Source organism: Vibrio sp. R10-SF1-ISO8 (assembly GCF_059833805.1).
On the sequence record NZ_JCBDHL010000003.1, the window covers coordinates 14,121 to 30,938 of the forward strand.

At 45.7% G+C, this 16,818-nt stretch carries 20 protein-coding genes; all 20 read right to left on the reverse strand.

Translation table 11 applies throughout. From position 1 onward, the window contains the following. Positions 1–4: 4 nt before the first annotated feature. The 20 genes from atpG to AC6R00_RS00695 all read right to left on the reverse strand — a co-directional run bounded on the left by atpG (position 5) and on the right by AC6R00_RS00695 (position 16,760). On the reverse strand, positions 5–871 hold the full coding sequence (gene atpG, locus AC6R00_RS00600; RefSeq protein ID WP_004743575.1) for a F0F1 ATP synthase subunit gamma: 867 nt from the start codon (positions 869–871) through the stop codon (positions 5–7). 42 nt (positions 872–913) lie between these two features. Continuing rightward, positions 914–2,455 (reverse strand): F0F1 ATP synthase subunit alpha, encoded by a 1,542-nt coding sequence (gene atpA, locus AC6R00_RS00605; RefSeq protein ID WP_239852349.1) that lies wholly within the window; start codon positions 2,453–2,455, stop codon positions 914–916. A 13-nt stretch (positions 2,456–2,468) separates the two neighbouring features. Then, positions 2,469–3,002 (reverse strand): F0F1 ATP synthase subunit delta, encoded by a 534-nt coding sequence (atpH, locus tag AC6R00_RS00610; protein ID WP_500638996.1) that lies wholly within the window; start codon positions 3,000–3,002, stop codon positions 2,469–2,471. Between the two features lie 14 nt (positions 3,003–3,016). Further along, positions 3,017–3,487, reverse strand: coding sequence for a F0F1 ATP synthase subunit B (gene atpF / locus AC6R00_RS00615; protein ID WP_004743578.1), 471 nt, complete (start codon positions 3,485–3,487; stop codon positions 3,017–3,019). Between the two features lie 73 nt (positions 3,488–3,560). Further along, positions 3,561–3,818, reverse strand: coding sequence for a F0F1 ATP synthase subunit C (gene atpE / locus AC6R00_RS00620; RefSeq protein ID WP_004411110.1), 258 nt, complete (start codon positions 3,816–3,818; stop codon positions 3,561–3,563). A gap of 44 nt (positions 3,819–3,862) precedes the next feature. Next, complete coding sequence (gene atpB / locus AC6R00_RS00625) at positions 3,863–4,675, reverse strand: F0F1 ATP synthase subunit A (protein WP_004743579.1); 813 nt, start codon at positions 4,673–4,675, stop codon at positions 3,863–3,865. An 8-nt stretch (positions 4,676–4,683) separates the two neighbouring features. Then, complete coding sequence (locus AC6R00_RS00630; protein ID WP_500638997.1) at positions 4,684–5,073, reverse strand: F0F1 ATP synthase subunit I; 390 nt, start codon at positions 5,071–5,073, stop codon at positions 4,684–4,686. A 187-nt stretch (positions 5,074–5,260) separates the two neighbouring features. Next, complete coding sequence (locus AC6R00_RS00635) at positions 5,261–6,142, reverse strand: ParB/RepB/Spo0J family partition protein (protein WP_500638998.1); 882 nt, start codon at positions 6,140–6,142, stop codon at positions 5,261–5,263. 24 nt (positions 6,143–6,166) lie between these two features. Further along, on the reverse strand, positions 6,167–6,940 hold the full coding sequence (locus AC6R00_RS00640) for a ParA family protein (RefSeq protein ID WP_069667981.1): 774 nt from the start codon (positions 6,938–6,940) through the stop codon (positions 6,167–6,169). A 14-nt stretch (positions 6,941–6,954) separates the two neighbouring features. Beyond that, positions 6,955–7,587 carry a 16S rRNA (guanine(527)-N(7))-methyltransferase RsmG gene (gene rsmG / locus AC6R00_RS00645; RefSeq protein ID WP_500638999.1) on the reverse strand — a complete coding sequence of 211 codons (633 nt, stop codon included), beginning with the start codon at positions 7,585–7,587 and terminating at the stop codon, positions 6,955–6,957. Then, positions 7,587–9,482, reverse strand: coding sequence for a tRNA uridine-5-carboxymethylaminomethyl(34) synthesis enzyme MnmG (mnmG, locus tag AC6R00_RS00650; protein ID WP_500639000.1), 1,896 nt, complete (start codon positions 9,480–9,482; stop codon positions 7,587–7,589). The genes rsmG and mnmG overlap by 1 nt, the downstream gene beginning before the upstream one ends. A 466-nt stretch (positions 9,483–9,948) precedes the next feature. Then, positions 9,949–10,383 carry an FMN-binding protein MioC gene (gene mioC, locus AC6R00_RS00655; RefSeq protein ID WP_500639001.1) on the reverse strand — a complete coding sequence of 145 codons (435 nt, stop codon included), beginning with the start codon at positions 10,381–10,383 and terminating at the stop codon, positions 9,949–9,951. A gap of 53 nt (positions 10,384–10,436) precedes the next feature. After that, complete coding sequence (gene mnmE / locus AC6R00_RS00660; protein WP_500639002.1) at positions 10,437–11,798, reverse strand: tRNA uridine-5-carboxymethylaminomethyl(34) synthesis GTPase MnmE; 1,362 nt, start codon at positions 11,796–11,798, stop codon at positions 10,437–10,439. Between the two features lie 119 nt (positions 11,799–11,917). Next, positions 11,918–13,537, reverse strand: coding sequence for a membrane protein insertase YidC (gene yidC / locus AC6R00_RS00665; RefSeq protein ID WP_239852369.1), 1,620 nt, complete (start codon positions 13,535–13,537; stop codon positions 11,918–11,920). A 2-nt stretch (positions 13,538–13,539) separates the two neighbouring features. Then, entirely contained in the window at positions 13,540–13,797 is a 258-nt protein-coding gene (gene yidD, locus AC6R00_RS00670) for a membrane protein insertion efficiency factor YidD (RefSeq protein WP_004743588.1), read from the reverse strand. Beyond that, the gene (gene rnpA, locus AC6R00_RS00675) at positions 13,764–14,087 is read right to left on the reverse strand and encodes a ribonuclease P protein component (RefSeq protein WP_230300094.1); all 324 of its coding nucleotides are present in this window, start codon (positions 14,085–14,087) and stop codon (positions 13,764–13,766) included. Before rnpA ends, yidD begins: the two co-directional genes overlap by 34 nt. Positions 14,088–14,133: 46 nt before the next feature. Next, positions 14,134–14,268: a 50S ribosomal protein L34 gene (gene rpmH / locus AC6R00_RS00680; protein ID WP_004411068.1), complete on the reverse strand. Its 135-nt coding sequence runs from the start codon at positions 14,266–14,268 to the stop codon at positions 14,134–14,136. A 229-nt stretch (positions 14,269–14,497) separates the two neighbouring features. Further along, a complete protein-coding gene (locus AC6R00_RS00685; RefSeq protein ID WP_239852373.1) occupies positions 14,498–15,235 on the reverse strand; it encodes an amino acid ABC transporter ATP-binding protein in 738 nt (245 codons plus the stop codon). Further along, positions 15,232–15,903: an amino acid ABC transporter permease gene (locus AC6R00_RS00690; RefSeq protein WP_004743592.1), complete on the reverse strand. Its 672-nt coding sequence runs from the start codon at positions 15,901–15,903 to the stop codon at positions 15,232–15,234. Before AC6R00_RS00690 ends, AC6R00_RS00685 begins: the two co-directional genes overlap by 4 nt. Positions 15,904–16,013: 110 nt before the next feature. Then, entirely contained in the window at positions 16,014–16,760 is a 747-nt protein-coding gene (locus AC6R00_RS00695) for an amino acid ABC transporter substrate-binding protein (protein ID WP_500639003.1), read from the reverse strand. Positions 16,761–16,818 lie beyond the last annotated feature (58 nt).

Genomic DNA, 16,818 nt, shown 5'->3' on the forward strand with positions numbered 1-16,818 from the left:
AAGCTTAAACCGCTGCTGCACCTGAAACGATTTCTGATAGTTCTTGTGTAATCGCAGCCTGACGGGCTTTGTTGTACACAAGTTCTAAGTCATCAATCAGGTTGCTCGCATTATCAGTTGCAGCTTTCATTGCAATCATTCGAGCCGCTTGCTCACAAGCAAGGTTCTCAACCACACCTTGGTATACTTGAGATTCCACATAACGCACTAGAAGTGTATCTAGTAGCGATTTTGGTTCTGGCTCGTAGATGTAGTCCCACTGGTGGGTACGCTGCATCTCTTCGCTGTCCGATTTAGGCAAAGGTAGTAATTGATCGATCGTTGGTTGTTGAACCATAGTGTTCACAAACTTGTTGCTCACCACATATAGGCGGTCCAATTCACCTTCATCGTATTTCTTAAGCATTACGCTGACAGAGCCGATTAGGTCTTCAAGGCTTGGCTGATCGCCTAGGCCTGAAACCTGAGCAGCCACTTTTGCACCACTGTTGTTAAAGAAAGCTGTTGCCTTTGAACCAATCAATGCCAGTTCAACTTCAGCCCCTTTCTCTTTCCAGCTTTGCATATCTGTCACAGCTTTTTTGAACACGTTAATGTTCAAGCCGCCACAGAGGCCACGGTCTGTTGAAACGATGATGTAACCAACACGCTTAGCTTCACGCTCTTCTAGGTATGGATGACGATACTCTAGACTTGCGTTTGCTACGTGACCGATCACTTTACGTATTGTTTCAGCGTATGGACGAGAAGCTTCCATTGCGTCTTGAGAGCGACGCATTTTTGAAGCTGCTACCATTTCCATTGCTTTCGTAATCTTCTGAGTGCTTTTAACACTACCGATTTTATTACGTATCTCTTTTGCGCCGGCCATCGTTACTCTCCATTAGTTGGTGACATTACTGCCACCGACCTATTACCAAGTTTGGGTTGCTACGAAGTCGTCAGTCAGCTTCTTCAGCTGTGCTTCAACTTCATCGTTGTATGCACCCGTCTTGTCGATCTCAGCTGCAAATTCAGCGTATTGACCGCGAGCATACGATAGTAGAGCCGCTTCGAAATCTAGCAGTTTGTTGAGTTCAACATCTGCTAGGTAGCCGCGCTCTGCCGCAAAGATAACTAGAGCTTGGTCAAATACAGACATTGGAGCGTACTGCTTCTGCTTCATTAGTTCTGTAACTTTCTGACCGTGGTCTAGCTGTTTCTTTGTCGCTTCATCAAGGTCAGACGAGAACTGTGCGAAAGCCGCTAGTTCACGGTACTGAGCTAGTGCAGTACGGATACCGCCTGATAGCTTCTTGATGATTTTCGTCTGTGCAGAACCACCAACACGAGATACTGAGATACCTGGGTCAACTGCTGGGCGAACACCCGCGTTGAATAGCTCAGTCTGTAGGAAGATCTGACCGTCAGTAATCGAGATTACGTTTGTCGGTACGAATGCTGAAACGTCACCAGCTTGAGTTTCGATGATAGGCAGTGCAGTCAAAGAACCTGTCTTACCTTTCACTTCACCATTAGTGAACTTCTCTACGTACTCTTCGCTTACACGAGCTGCACGCTCTAGTAGACGTGAGTGGAGGTAGAAAACATCACCTGGGAATGCTTCACGACCTGGTGGACGTTTTAGTAGTAGAGAGATCTGACGGTAAGCTACCGCTTGCTTAGATAGATCATCATAAACAATCAGTGCGTCTTCACCGCGATCACGGAAGTATTCACCCATCGCACAACCTGCGTATGGCGCTAGGTATTGTAGCGCTGCAGATTCAGAAGCAGATGCAACAACAACGATAGTGTTTGCTAGCGCGCCGTGCTCTTCTAGTTTGCGAACTACGTTAGCGATAGTCGATGCTTTCTGACCGATTGCTACGTAGATTGAGAAAATACCAGAGTCTTTCTGGTTGATGATTGCATCGATCGCCATTGCTGTTTTACCAGTCTGACGGTCACCGATTACAAGCTCACGCTGACCACGACCGATAGGGATCATTGAGTCAACAGATTTGTAACCAGTTTGCACAGGTTGATCTACCGATTTACGGTCGATTACACCTGGTGCAATCACTTCTACAGGCGAAGACAGTTTCGCTTCGATTGGACCTTTACCATCAATTGGCTCACCTAGCGTGTTTACAACACGACCAAGCATTTCAGGACCAACTGGTACTTCAAGAATACGACCAGTACCTGTAACTTTCATGCCTTCCTTAAGGTCAGCATATGGGCCCATTACAACCGCACCAACCGAGTCACGCTCAAGGTTAAGTGCTAGTGCATAACGGCCACCCGGTAATTCAATCATTTCACCTTGCATCACGTCCGCTAGGCCGTGAATGCGAATGATACCATCGCTTACCGATACGATAGTACCTTCGTTGCGAGCTTCACTAACAACTTCGAAAGATTCGATACGTTGTTTAATTAGATCGCTAATTTCCGTGGAATTAAGTTGCATGCTCCAATCCCCATTAAGACTGCAATGCATCGCTCAGGCGGTTCAAACGACCACGAGCTGAGTTATCGATGACTAAGTCTCCGGCTCTAATAATAACCCCACCAAGTAGGGCCTCATCTATGCTGCAATTCAGCTGGACTTTGCGTTCAAGACGCGTTTCAAGTTTGCTGCTGATGTCTGCTTTTTGCTGTTCTGAAAGTTCAGTAGCAGAAGTTACTTCTACACTGATTTCTTTCTCATGTTCTTGTTTTAAGAACAAGAACTCAGCACATACATCAGGAAGAGCCTCTAATCGGCCATTCTCCGCCATCACCTTAATTAGGTTTTGACCAAACTCATCAACTTGTTCGCCACATACCGCAACAAATACTTCTGCAAGTTTGTCTGCAGACATTGAGCTAGTTAATAACTCGTGTACTTGTTCGTTGTTGGCGACTTCCGCGGCAAAAGACAACATCTGACCCCATTGGTCTAGTTGGCCTTTCTCTACAGCAAAGTCGAATGCTGCTTTAGCATAGGGGCGTGCGATAGTAGTCATATCAGCCATGTGCGCCCCCAGACTTAAAGTTTTGCAGTAATGTTGTCGAGAAGATCTTTGTGCGCATCTTTATCGATAGAGCGCTCTAGGATTTTCTCAGCACCAGCTAAAGCCAGAGTTGCAACTTGTTTGCGCAGTTCATCGCGCGCACGGTTGCGTTCAGCTTCAAGTTCAGCTTCTGCTTGCGCAAGGATTTTCTGGCGTTCTGCCTGAGCTTCCTCACGAGCTTCGTCTAGAATTTGAGCTTTACGCTTGTTCGCTTGCTCAATGACCTCAGTTGCTGTGCGCTTCGCTTCTTTCAATTGAGAAGAAGCGTTAGCTTGAGCTAGATTCAAGTCTTTCTCAGCACGTTCTGCCGCATGAAGGCCGTCAGCAATTTTCTTCTGACGTTCTTCGATAGCGTTCATGATTGGCGGCCATACATACTTCATGCAGAACCACACAAACAGAGCGAACGAGATTGCTTGACCCAGCAGAGTTGCGTTCATATTCACAACAGCTACCCCTCTTTAATTGGACTTAGTGTTAATCAATGACAAACCAATGTTTGTCTCTGAAAAGCAATGATTAACCAGCTAGTTGACCAACGAATGGGTTTGCGAAAGTAAATAGTAGAGCGATTACGATACCGATCATTGGAACCGCATCTAGTAGACCAGCGATGATGAACATCTTAACTTGTAGCATAGGAGCCATTTCTGGTTGACGCGCAGCACCTTCTAGGAACTTACCACCTAGGATTGCGAAGCCGATTGCAGTACCTACTGCACATAGACCAACGATGATTGCTACTGCGATTGCTGAAAAGCTCAGTACAGTTTCCATTACTATCTCCAAATATACTTTTTGACTAATAAGAGTTTAAAAAATTAGTGATCACTGTCTTCGTGTGCCATCGACATATAAACAATCGTAAGCATCATAAACACGAAGGCCTGAATCGTAATAACCAAGATATGGAAGATTGCCCACGGTAGTGAACCCATCCATTGTAAATACCATGGTAACATTGCCGCACAAAGAATGAATACAACCTCACCCGCGAACATGTTACCAAATAGACGCATACCAAGTGATAGAGGCTTCGCAAGTAGCGATACCACTTCAATCAGTAGGTTAAACGGAATCATGATTGGGTGATTAAATGGATGTAAAGCAAGTTCTTTGGCGAATCCACCTAGACCTTTCACTTTGATGCTGTAGTAGATCATCAGAGCAAACACGCCTAGAGCCATAGCCATGGTGATATTAACATCAGCTGACGGTACAACCTTAAGGTAAGGGATACCAAGCCAATGCTCTGCTGGGTAAGGTAAGAAATCGATAGGAACTAAGTCCATCACGTTCATTAAAAATACCCAACAAAAGATAGTTAGTGCTAGAGGGGCAATCAATGGGTTGCGTCCATGGAACGTATCTTTGACGTTTTCCGCGACAAATTCTACGATCATTTCAACAGCACACTGAAGCTTACCTGGTACACCCGCTGTTGTTCTCTTCGCTACTTTGTAGAAAATTCCTAAGAAAATTAAACCAGTAAACCAAGAAAAAAACAGGCTATCGATATGTACGTTCCAGAAACTTGTCTCCTCCGCTACCAAGCCTAGCTTTGCTAAAGATAGGTTTGATAAGTGGTGGGCAATGTATCCGGACGATGTTAGCGCTTCACCTGGCGCAGCCATAACTCATCCTATTTTTTGTTGTTAATGAATAGCGCTGGCGCAAAGATATTAATCCCTAATACCAGCAAATAGGTTAGTTTGAGGGGAACGAGTTCCACCTGCATATACATGTAAGCAACAGAGAAGAGAGCCACAGTAATGAGGATCTTTAGTACCACTCCGGTGTAGAAAGACGCAGCAATCATTTTCGCTGCTCGAGCCCCTACAAACAGAAAAGCACACAAGGCAAATACAGCATTGGCGACAACAAAAATGCTCCCTCCAATTAGCGCTGAGATTCCCCATTCAGTATTGACGGCAATCGCCATACCCGCTGCCACTAACGTAACCGCGCACGCCTCGATCATCAACAATTGCTTTGCAAGCGCTCGTCCTGGTCTAGCTAACGCAGCTACCATGTATTCGTACCTCTAGTAAAATCCACAGCTTTACTACCTCAGGGCTGGGAAATTGGCGAAAATTATACGGTGAGTCGAACTGATTGCAATTAAAACACCGCAAAAAGTTACAATTTTGTTTACAAGCCGACAACTTCCGCACAAAAATTCGATTTTTACATATATTGATTGAGATCAATTATCTCATTTAGCTTTCAAGCTTGGCAATTAACTGCTCTAATTTGTGAGGCTCATCAAGACTAATCGTCACTTTAGACTTGCCGTTATCAGCGCGTACAATTGCAACTTTAGCACCAAGCATTTCACTCAATTTTTGTGACATTTGTTGTGCTTCAGCGTCTTGAACCTCATTTTTGGGTTCAGATTGTGGCTGGAGACACTTTTTCACTAACTGCTCGGTCTGACGAACGGTCATTTTCTTTTTTGCGACCTGCTGAGCAATCTCTACCTGTTGCTCACCTTCAAGAGCTAACAGAGCTCTAGCATGCCCCATATCAAGCAAATTGCCGGAAACTAAACTTTTCACGTCATCTTCTAGCTGATTTAGACGCAATAAGTTACTTACCGCAGCTCGAGACTTACCAATCACATCTGCGACCTGCTGATGGGTAAGGCTAAATTCTTCTTGCAGACGATCAAGTGCAACAGCTTCTTCGATCACATTGAGATCTTCACGTTGAATGTTCTCGATCAATGCCATGGCGATCGCTGCACGATCTTCGACATTTTTCACCACACATGGCACTTGCTTAAGGCCAGCTTTACGAGCCGCACGCCAGCGACGCTCACCGGCAATAATTTCAAATTTGTCACCATCAACCTGTCTCACAACGATAGGCTGAATAATCCCCTGAGATTCAATCGAAGCGGCAAGCTCTTCTAACGCTTCAGGTTCCATCTCTTTTCGTGGCTGGTAAACACCCGGCTTTAAGCTGTTAATATTTAAATCGGTGAGGTTACCATCCGATGACAGTTCTTGGCTGTGCAGTGCACTTTGCTGCTTTTCACGCGCTAGTGAACTGGTTGAAAGCAGGGCGTCAAGCCCTTTACCTAAACCACGCTTAGACATGAGACGGAATTCCTTTGGTTGTCGTTATGCAGGGATTTCTTCGCGGCGAAGCATCTCACCAGCTAGAGCTAGATAAGCCTTAGCACCCGCAGAGTATTTATCGTAATACATTGCCGGTTTACCATGACTAGGCGCTTCAGCGAGACGCACATTGCGCGGAATAACGGTGCGGTACACCTTGTTGCCAAAGTGCTTTTTAAGTTGATCGGATACTTCGTTCGACAATCTGTTGCGAGGGTCGTACATAGTGCGCAATAACCCTTCTATTTTTAGATTTTCGTTTACTACAGCAGCAAGCTTACTGATTGTATCCATTAACGCGGTTAAACCTTCAAGTGCAAAATACTCACACTGCATTGGAACCAAAACCGAATCGGCTGCGGCCATAGCGTTGATTGTAAGAAGGTTTAGAGAAGGAGGACAATCGATAAAGATGAAATCATAGTTATCGCGAACTGATGCTAAAGCGTGCTTAAGGCGAACTTCGCGAGCAAACACTTCCATCAGTTTGATTTCAGCGGCTGTCACATCACCATTGGCCGCCACTAAATCATAGTTACCGGATGTCTTGCGACACACGACTTCATCAAACGGCACATCTTCCACAAGCAGTTCATAAGCGGTGGCGTCCACTTGGTATTTATCTACACCACTGGCCATCGTCGCATTGCCTTGTGGGTCGAGGTCTATCACCAATACCTTACGCTTAGTCGCAGCCATAGATGCGGCTAAGTTAATGCATGTCGTTGTTTTTCCAACCCCGCCTTTCTGGTTGGCGATCGCTACGATTTTTCCCACAATGAACCTCGCTTTTATTCCTTGCGCGATAAGATTACTAGATGACGCTCACCTTCCAGTTGAGGAACATTCAAAGCTTTGATGTCGGTCACAGAACACCACTCAGGTAATTGCTCAATCTCATCCTGTGGTAATTGACCTTTCAGCGCCAAGAAATGCCCGCCCTGTAATTTTGGTAGATGGTGGCACCACTCAACCATATCAGTCATTGAAGCAAATGCACGACTTAATACGCCATCAAATTTATCTTCAGGCTGGTATTCTTCGACTCGACTTTGAATCGGAGTCACATTTTCTATTTTGAGCTCATGAAGAACTTGTTTGATAAATCGAATGCGTTTGCCCAAGCTGTCTAGCAACACAAACGCTTTATCTGGGTTCATTATGGATAACGGAATGCCCGGTAGACCTGGCCCAGTGCCGACATCAATAAAACGCTCGCCCTGTAAGTGAGTGCTAACAATGATGCTGTCCATAATGTGCTTCACTAGCATCTCTTGCGGGTCGCGTACTGACGTCAGATTATACGCCTTGTTCCATTTATTGAGCATTTCGACATAGCCAACTAGCTGTTCACGCTGGTGAGGTGATACCTCTAGATCGGTCTGAACAATCAATTCATCCAGTTGAGTGCGTAGTTGAGACATTATGCTTCCTCGCCTTTTTTCAGCAGGCCATGTTTTTTCAAATGAACTAAAAGAATTGAAATCGCTGCTGGTGTAATGCCCGAGATACGTGAAGCGATACCAATTGACTCTGGTTTTGCTTCCGTCAGCTTCGCCACAACCTCATTCGATAATCCGCTAACCTTAGCGTAATCTAAATCAGCAGGGAGCTTAGTGTGTTCATGGCGTAACGATTTTTCGATCTCGTCTTGCTGGCGTTTGATATAACCTTCGTATTTCACTTGAATTTCAACCTGCTCAGCGGCTTGTTGATCTTCAATAGCTGGTGCAAACGCATCTAACTGCGTCAGTTGATCGTAAGACATTTCTGGGCGACGCAGTAAATCTTCACCACTTGCTTCACGTGCCATTGGTGTTTTTAACAACCCATTTAACGCATCAACCCCTTCTGATTTAGGGTTCATCCAGATATCTTTCAAACGTTGACGCTCAGCCTCAATATTGTCGATTTTCTCGTTAAAGCGAGCCCAGCGGCTATCATCAACCAAACCAAGCTGACGAGCTTGCTCAGTCAAACGTAGATCTGCGTTGTCTTCACGAAGTAACAAACGGTATTCCGCGCGTGAAGTAAACATACGGTAAGGTTCTTTGGTCCCCATGGTCGATAGGTCATCAATTAGCACGCCCATGTAAGCCTGATCACGACGTGGGCTCCAGCCCTCTTTGTCTTGGCTAAACAGACTTGCGTTAAGACCAGCCATCAAGCCTTGTGCTGCTGCTTCTTCGTAACCCGTTGTACCGTTAATTTGTCCCGCAAAGAACAGACCATTAATAAACTTAGTCTCATAGCTCTGCTTTAAGTCACGCGGATCGAAGAAGTCATACTCAATCGCATACCCAGGTCGTACGATATGGGCATTTTCGAACCCTTTCATCGAACGCACGATCTGAACTTGAACATCAAATGGCAAACTGGTGGAAATGCCATTTGGATACAATTCATGTGTATCCAGCCCCTCAGGTTCGATAAAGATCTGATGGCTGTTCTTGTCAGCAAAACGCATCACTTTGTCTTCGATTGACGGACAATAACGAGGGCCAATACCTTCTATCACGCCAGCATACATAGGGCTACGATCAAGGTTGTTACGAATCACATCGTGAGTTTGCTCGTTGGTATGGGTGATAAAGCATGGGATTTGGCGTGGATGTTGTTCACGTTTACCGACAAACGAAAATACAGGCGCAGGGTTGTCACCATGCTGAGCTTCTAACTGAGAAAAGTCGACGCTACGTGCATCAATTCGTGGTGGTGTGCCCGTTTTTAAACGATCGACTCTAAACGGGAGTTCACGTAAACGATGTGCCAGCGCGATCGATGGCGGATCACCAGCGCGACCACCTGAAGAGCTCTCCATACCGATATGGATCTTACCACCCAAGAAAGTTCCGACAGTCAGTACGACAGCTTTTGCGTAAAAGCGCAGTCCCATTTGAGTAACCACACCCAAAACACGATCTTGTTCAACAATAAGATCATCAACGGATTGTTGGAACAGAGTGAGGTTAGGAGCGTTTTCGAGCGCATTGCGAACATAAGCTTTGTACAACGCACGATCAGCTTGAGCACGTGTTGCTCTTACAGCTGGGCCTTTCGAAGCGTTGAGTGTTCTAAATTGAATACCGGAATGATCAATTGCTTGAGCCATTAAACCGCCCATAGCATCGACTTCTTTGACCAAGTGACCTTTGCCGATCCCACCGATGGCTGGGTTACACGACATTTGACCTAAGGTGTCAATGTTGTGAGTGAGCAACAAAGTCTTTTGCCCTGTACGGGCAGATGCGAGTGCGGCTTCCGTTCCTGCGTGACCGCCACCAACGACGATGACATCAAATTTTTCGTGATAAAGCATGAACCGACCTCAGGTATTCAATAGAGAGTTGGATAGATAAAAAGAGCGTTATTCTACCTTCTTTCACGGGCTGAGAAAATGCTTTTGGCTCTTTTCCTTCAAGCAGTGAAATCCTTATATATATAAGATCTATATATATGATCTTTTATTAGATCTACTATTAAGATCGACTATTTCTGTGGATAAGTGGAAAATGATCAATAAGATCATGGATCTTATTTGGATCATATCATGTGATCTTACCTTGATCAGATCGAGGATTAGCTGGGATCAAAATGGGTGGTTATACACAGGGGTGGAAAAGGATCTAAGTTGTTATTTGGATAACTATAGGTTAATCACCGGAAAGATCGTAGTTTATCCACAGCTGAAATGATTGAAAAATGAGCGAACAGTTTTTTTAAGAGGAAGGAAAGTTATTCACAAAAGGGCAAAGTGGCCAAGCAAATGACCACTTGGAAGGGAGCTAGAACAGTTCAATATGGTCATTTAACCAGCTTTCTGCTGCATCTTCTGGTACGTCATGGTTGAGGACATCAATCGTAAAACACTCTGTAATTGCAGTGGCACCGATGTCAGCAAGCAGGTCATGGGCATGCTGACCTGCTGCACAGAACGTATCGTAACTTGAATCACCAATGGCGATCGTTGCGTATTTTACGTCGCTCATTTTCGGTGGTGTGTCTTGCAGTGCTTGGATGAATGGCTGAATATTATCTGGATACTCGCCTGCGCCGTGAGTTGAAGTAATGACTAACCAAGTACCCTTATTATCAACTTCAGCCAAATTAGGCTGGTTATGGATAGTTGTTTCATAGCCTTTTTCTATCAGTAGGTCACTGAGGTGGTCTCCCACATACTCAGCACCACCCAGTGTGCTACCTGTAATAATGTGGATCATAGGTGTTCCTTTATACACAATGAAAAAAACGCGGCCAGAGGCCGCGTTATAGATTATTTCCCGATACAGAAAGAAGAGAAGATGCGCCCTAGAAGGTCATCAGAGCTAAACTCACCCGTGATCTCACTTAAATGCTGCTGAGTGATACGTAGCTCTTCTGCCAAGATTTCTCCTGCCATATAGCCTTCAAGTTGCTGCTGACCTATCTCTAGGTGCTCTGAGGCGCGATTGAGTGCTTCTAAGTGGCGACGTCGGGCCATAAAGCCGCCTTCATTACCACCAGCGAAACCCATGCATTCTTTGAGGTGAGTACGCAGTGCTTCAACGCCATCGCCTGTTTTCGCTGAGAGTCTAATTAAGGTTGGATCGTTGACATGACAGATACCGAGATCTTCACCTGTTTGATCGGCTTTGTTGCGGATCACTGTCATACCGATATTGTCGGGTAAGCGATCAACGAAGTCTGGCCAAATCTCTTTCGGATCGGTGGCGTCTGTCGTCGTGCCATCCACCATAAACAGAACTCGGTCTGCTTGGGCAATTTCATCCCAAGCGCGTTCGATACCGATTTTTTCTACTTCATCAGAGGCGTCACGCAGACCTGCGGTATCGATAATATGCAGTGGCATCCCATCAATATGAATGTGCTCGCGCAGCACGTCACGTGTTGTGCCAGCAATATCTGTCACAATCGCTGATTCCTTACCTGATAGGGCATTAAGCAAGCTTGACTTACCCGCATTCGGACGACCTGCGATGACCACTTTCATCCCTTCACGCATGATAGCGCCTTGTGTCGCTTCTTTGCGTACCGCTGCAAGGTTATCTATGATGGTTTGCAAATCGGCAGCGACCTTACCGTCAGCAAGAAAATCTATTTCTTCTTCTGGGAAATCAATCGCCGCTTCGACATAGATACGTAAGTGGATCAGTGATTCTACAAGCGTATTAATACGGCCTGAAAATGCGCCTTGCAGCGACTGGAGTGCAGACTTGGCCGCTTCTTCAGAACTGGCATCAATTAAGTCAGCAATCGCTTCTGCTTGAGCCAGATCGAGCTTATCGTTTAGGAAAGCACGCTCTGAGAACTCACCAGGTCTTGCGGTACGTATCCCAGGGATCTGGAGGATGCGCTTAATCAGCATATCCATCACAACTGGACCGCCATGCCCTTGAAGCTCAAGGACATCTTCACCAGTAAATGAGTGTGGGTTAGGGAAGTAGAGTGCGATACCTTGGTCGATCTGGTGGCCATCTTGCGAGTTAAATGGCAGATACTCAGCGTAACGTGGACGTAACTCTTTGCCTGTCATTTCAACCGCGACTTGCGCAGCTAAGGGACCGGATACGCGAATAATCCCGACGCCACCACGACCGGGCGCTGTTGCTTGAGCAACGATGGTATCTGTTGTCATAAATGTGCCTGTGCTATCTAAATGCCGCGCTGGGCAAAAATTCTGTTAGCTGAATTGTAATCAGCTCAAATAAAAAAGGCGACCTTTTGGCCGCCTTTCGTTGTTAATTCCACTAAAGGTTACTTGCTGTGTAAGCCTTTTTTCTCCAGCGCTTTGTAAATAAGCGTTTGCTGGATAAGCGTTACGATGTTCGATACTAGCCAGTAAAGAACTAGACCTGACGGGAAGAACAGGAAGAAGAAAGTAAACATAACCGGCATAAAGGTCATGATCTTCTGCTGCATTGGATCCGTTACGGTTGTTGGGCTCATCTTCTGGATTAAGAACATAGAAGCACCCATCAGTAATGGCAAGATGTAGTATGGGTCTTGCGCTGAAAGGTCATGAATCCAACCAAAGAATGGAGAGTGACGTAGCTCTACCGATTCCATTAGTGCCCAGTAAAGAGCGATGAAAATAGGCATCTGTAGAATCAGAGGTAAACAGCCACCAAGTGGGTTCACTTTCTCTTTTTTATACAGTTCCATCATTTCTTGGCTCATGCGTTGACGGTCATCGCCAATACGCTCACGCATCGCTTGCAGCTTAGGCTGAAGCATACGCATTTTCGCCATTGAGGTGTACTGTGCCTTAGTTAGTGGGTACATCGCACCACGAACAATGAAGGTCAAACAGATGATTGCCAAACCCCAGTTGCTAACAAAGCCTTGAATGAACGAAAGCAGTGAGTGCAGAGGTTTTGCAATAAACCATAACCAACCGTAGTCAACTACTAGGTCTAGGTTTGGTGCCACTTCAGCCATTTGGTCTTGCAGTTTCGGGCCAACCCAAAGTGTCGCTTTGAAGTTTGCGCTATCGCCATCCGCAATAGTTTTGTTTGGCATACGCACACCGATATCACCAAGGTTACCGATCACGCGAGTGTAAAGGTTAGTGCCTGGTTCATCACGTGGAATCCACGCTGTTGCGAAGTAGTGCTGGATCATCGCTGCCCAACCCTGACCATTAGTCAATGGTAGAGACAGGTTGCGATCTTGCATGTCTTCGAAGCTGTACTTCTTGTAGCGAGTATCTTCAGTAGAGTATGCACCACCGCGGTATGTTGGCATTGTGATGCTACCACCAGCGTCAAGCAGGTTTTGACGTAGGTGAGCGTACATACCAAATGTCGCGTTGTTGCCAGATTTGTTTACGATGTCATATTCAACGTCAAGTGCGTAGCTACCACGCTTAACAATGAATGTTTTTGTGTACTCAAGACCATTAGCAGTGAATGTCATTGGAATACGCAGTTCATCTTGACCGTCAGCTAGAGTAAAGCTGTCTGCGCTTACAGAGTAAGCAGGGCGGTTTGAGCTGCTAAGGTCGATCCCTTGAGGGCCGACAAGACCACTTTGCGCGATAAACTGATGGCCGGCTTCGTTCTTAAGCAGAACAAATGGGTCAGCTGAATCTAGCTCGTTTGAGTATTGGTTTAGGTCTGCATGAATAACATCACCACCCACCGTATCAATCGACAGAGTCAATACATCAGTGGTCACAGTAACCGTTTTAGCAGAAGCTTGCTGCATTGGAGCTGGATCTAGCTCGTCGGCAAAAGATGGTGCAGGTAGAGTACTGCTTGATTGAGCCTGCTCAACCGGCTGAGGCGTTGGATTCTTTGCAACTTGCCATTGCTGGAACAATAGGAAAGAAACCAGTGCTAGCGCGATTAACAGGATATTACGTTGAGAATCCATCGTTATTTATCTCTGTCTTGTTTTTGGACTGGTGGAACGGGGTCATACCCCCCTTCATTCAAAGGATGGCATTTTAATAGACGTTTGCTCGATAACCAACACCCTTTTACAAAACCGTGAGCTTTTAACGCTTCAATGGCATAAGTAGAGCAGGTTGGAGTAAAACGACAACGTGGTCCGATAAGCGGACTAATAAAACCTTGATAGAGACGGACGAATCCGATTGCTAACCACGCGAAGGGCGAGACAGGCGCTGCCATAATTTATCAAACAGTTTGAAAATATCTTCATTGCTTAAATCTTGCGCGCTTTTCTTGGCAATAACAACAAAATCTTTGTTAGCAAGCTGATGTTGATTGTTACGAAAGCTTTCACGTGCAAGGCGCTTAAAACGGTTACGACCTACAGCGGTTTTGATCTGTTTCTTGGGAACGGCTAAACCTAGTCGAGGATGAGATAGGCTATTTTTACGAGCAATGATGGTGAAATGAGGTGAGCCAGCTCTGTGAGCTTGCTGAAAGACATTTTGATAATGCTCGGGAGTTAACAAGCGTAACTCCCGATTGAACGCGTACGTTTTCAAAATAATCTAACGATTACTTAGAAAGACGCTTACGGCCTTTTGCACGACGTGCATTGATAGTAGCACGACCGTTCTTAGTAGCCATACGTGCACGGAAACCGTGAGTACGCTTGCGCTTTAGAACTGAAGGTTGAAAAGTGCGTTTCATGATAATTACCTTTACTGATCAGTAGTTTTAGGTCAATGTTAACCCGGCGTGGGCAATAACGTCTTCTTTATATATAAAGAGGACAAACCGACGCCTCTCAACAAAGAGGCGGAATTGTAATCACAGTCACACAAAGTGTCAATCTTTGTGCAAGCGCTAAATTCCGACCGGGCGATTATACGTAGTGTGAGCAAAATCTCAAGGATCGTTCGATCCTATCCGTTGATCTTTACTCAGCACCGACTTGTCGAAGAAATTTTTGCAGGCGAGGATCTTGTGGATTGCCAAAGATATCCTGTGGAGAACCTTGCTCAACAATGTTTCCTTCCGCCATAAAGATCACTCTATCGGCGACCTCTCTGGCAAATTGCATTTCGTGAGTCACCACCAGCATCGTCTGATGTTTGGTCGCTAAGTCCTTCATTAAATTAAGAACTTCTCCAACCCACTCGGGATCAAGCGCTGATGTAGGCTCATCAAATAGCAGTAGCTCAGGTTGCAGCGCCATCGCTCTGCCGATACCGACACGCTGCTGCTGGCCACCCGACAGTGCCGCTGGATAACTATCCCCTTTGTCACCTAAACCAATGTCATCAAGAATCTCTTGAGCACGGCGCAAGGCGTCGGCTTTTTTCCAACCGCGCACTGTGACTAAGCCTTCAGCGATATTTTGTCTTGCTGTCATATGAGCGAACAGAGCGTAGTTTTGAAACACAAAACCGGTTTTACGCCGCAGAGCTAACACTTCCGCTTTGGTGTGTTTTTCGGTATCAACGCTGACATCATCGATTGTGATGACGCCTTTATCTGCATTTTCGAGAAAGTTGACCGTGCGCAGTAAGGTCGATTTACCTGTGCCACTTGAGCCTATGATAACGATGATTTCACCTTGGTTAATCTCTAGGTCGATGCCTTTGAGAACCTCGGTATCGCCAAAGCGCTTATGGATATTGTTGAGTTTAATCATCGTACATACGCCTTATTCAGTTTCGCTTCCGCCCAAATTTGTACTCTAGTCAGAATGACTACCACGCCCCAATAGATTAATGCGACTGCTAAGAATGCTTCAAAGAAGCGGAAACTGGATGACGCTTCCATCTGTGCTTTCGCCATGATCTCTGCGACACCGAGCGTAAACGCTAGTGAGGTAGATTTGATCATATCAATGAAGTAGTTCATCAGTGATGGCAGTGCTACGCGAGTGGCTTGTGGCAGGATGACGCGACGCATTGCCTGAGAGGTCGTCATGCCTACAGATAAACTGGCTTCCATTTGGCTGCGGTCAATACCGATTATTGCTGCGCGAATACTCTCAGCCATGTATGCCGCGAAGTGAAGGGTCAAACCAATCACAGCTGCGCTGAAAGCATCCAGTCCAACTAACCATGGAAAGATCTGCGGCAGGCCGTAGTAAAGTAGGAATAACTGTACTAACAGTGGCGTACCACGGAAAAAGCTGATGTATAGCTGGCTGAGTTGATCAAGAACTGGGACGCGAAATACACGGATATTGGCCAAAATGACGGATAAAATCAGTGAAAATAGCAAACCCCAAGTTGCCATCTCCATCGTGGTGCCAAGATACTTGAGCAGTATCGGCATCAGATCCAGCATGTAGTTAAAATCGAATCCCATAGCCTATTCCAATGATTAAATAACGACGTAAAAAAGCAAAACCCACTGCAAAGGAAGGGAAGCAGTGGGTTTAAGAGTTCTATCTAAATCAGATAGAAATGTCTAATGGTTTACTCGGTGATGTCTGCGCCAAACCACTTCTCAGAGATGGTCTTCAGCGTACCGTCTGCACGCATAGCTGCGAGAGCTTGGTTCACTTCTGCTTGAAGTTTTTTACCATTTTCGTTGTCAACAAATGGCCAAGCGTTCTGGATGGTTTCAAATGGCTGACCCGCAAGTTGTAGCGGAAGACCGGTTTTCTTGATCAGCTCCAGTGCTGACAAGCGATCCATCACGAAGGCATCTGCGCGGCCTAGTGCGACATCGTGTTCAATACCTGTGTCGTATGTCTTGATATTGATCTTGCCATCTTTGTCGTAGTTACGCATTAGCTGTTCGAAGTTAGAACCTAAGTTTACTGCGACTGTTTTACCTTCAAGATCTTCAATGCCTTGAATGCTGTCATTGCCTTTACGAACTGTGATTTGCGCGCCGTCGACCACATATGGGTCAGCAAATAGGTACTTCGCCTTACGTGCATCCGTCATAGTGATCTGGTTAGAGATAGTGTCGATACGACCCGTTTCTAATAGACCAAATAGACCAGAGAAGTTAGCCGTGACGTACTCTACTTTGTAATCGTTGCGTTTACCGATCTCATCCCACAGGTCTACTTCGAAACCTTGTAGCTTATCTTGCTGAACGAAAGTAAACGGGAAGTAGCGACCCGACATTCCGACTTTAACTTCAGTCGCTGCTTGGACAGTAGCAGCAGAAAGCGCGATAGCTGCAACTGCAGCCTTAATCCAGTTTTTCATAGTACAACTCCATATAATTATGGGGATAAATACTACTGTCACTTTACTTAATTAGATA

Excerpts from the sequence above, each read along its gene's own strand:
- atpB (WP_004743579.1), bottom strand. The coding sequence starts at position 4,675 with ATGGCTGCGCCAGGTGAAGCGCTAACATCGTCCGGATACATTGCCCAC.
- rpmH (WP_004411068.1), bottom strand. The coding sequence starts at position 14,268 with ATGAAACGCACTTTTCAACCTTCAGTTCTAAAGCGCAAGCGTACTCAC.
- yidC (WP_239852369.1), bottom strand. The coding sequence starts at position 13,537 with ATGGATTCTCAACGTAATATCCTGTTAATCGCGCTAGCACTGGTTTCT.
- AC6R00_RS00690 (WP_004743592.1), bottom strand. The coding sequence starts at position 15,903 with ATGGGATTCGATTTTAACTACATGCTGGATCTGATGCCGATACTGCTC.
- atpA (WP_239852349.1), bottom strand. The coding sequence starts at position 2,455 with ATGCAACTTAATTCCACGGAAATTAGCGATCTAATTAAACAACGTATC.
- atpG (WP_004743575.1), bottom strand. The coding sequence starts at position 871 with ATGGCCGGCGCAAAAGAGATACGTAATAAAATCGGTAGTGTTAAAAGC.
- mnmG (WP_500639000.1), bottom strand. The coding sequence starts at position 9,482 with ATGCTTTATCACGAAAAATTTGATGTCATCGTCGTTGGTGGCGGTCAC.
- rsmG (WP_500638999.1), bottom strand. The coding sequence starts at position 7,587 with ATGTCTCAACTACGCACTCAACTGGATGAATTGATTGTTCAGACCGAT.
- yidD (WP_004743588.1), bottom strand. The coding sequence starts at position 13,797 with ATGGCAGCGCCTGTCTCGCCCTTCGCGTGGTTAGCAATCGGATTCGTC.
- mnmE (WP_500639002.1), bottom strand. The coding sequence starts at position 11,798 with ATGACAACAGATACCATCGTTGCTCAAGCAACAGCGCCCGGTCGTGGT.
- atpE (WP_004411110.1), bottom strand. The coding sequence starts at position 3,818 with ATGGAAACTGTACTGAGCTTTTCAGCAATCGCAGTAGCAATCATCGTT.
- AC6R00_RS00635 (WP_500638998.1), bottom strand. The coding sequence starts at position 6,142 with ATGTCTAAGCGTGGTTTAGGTAAAGGGCTTGACGCCCTGCTTTCAACC.
- mioC (WP_500639001.1), bottom strand. The coding sequence starts at position 10,383 with ATGATCCACATTATTACAGGTAGCACACTGGGTGGTGCTGAGTATGTG.
- AC6R00_RS00695 (WP_500639003.1), bottom strand. The coding sequence starts at position 16,760 with ATGAAAAACTGGATTAAGGCTGCAGTTGCAGCTATCGCGCTTTCTGCT.
- AC6R00_RS00630 (WP_500638997.1), bottom strand. The coding sequence starts at position 5,073 with ATGGTAGCTGCGTTAGCTAGACCAGGACGAGCGCTTGCAAAGCAATTG.
- atpH (WP_500638996.1), bottom strand. The coding sequence starts at position 3,002 with ATGGCTGATATGACTACTATCGCACGCCCCTATGCTAAAGCAGCATTC.
- AC6R00_RS00685 (WP_239852373.1), bottom strand. The coding sequence starts at position 15,235 with ATGATTAAACTCAACAATATCCATAAGCGCTTTGGCGATACCGAGGTT.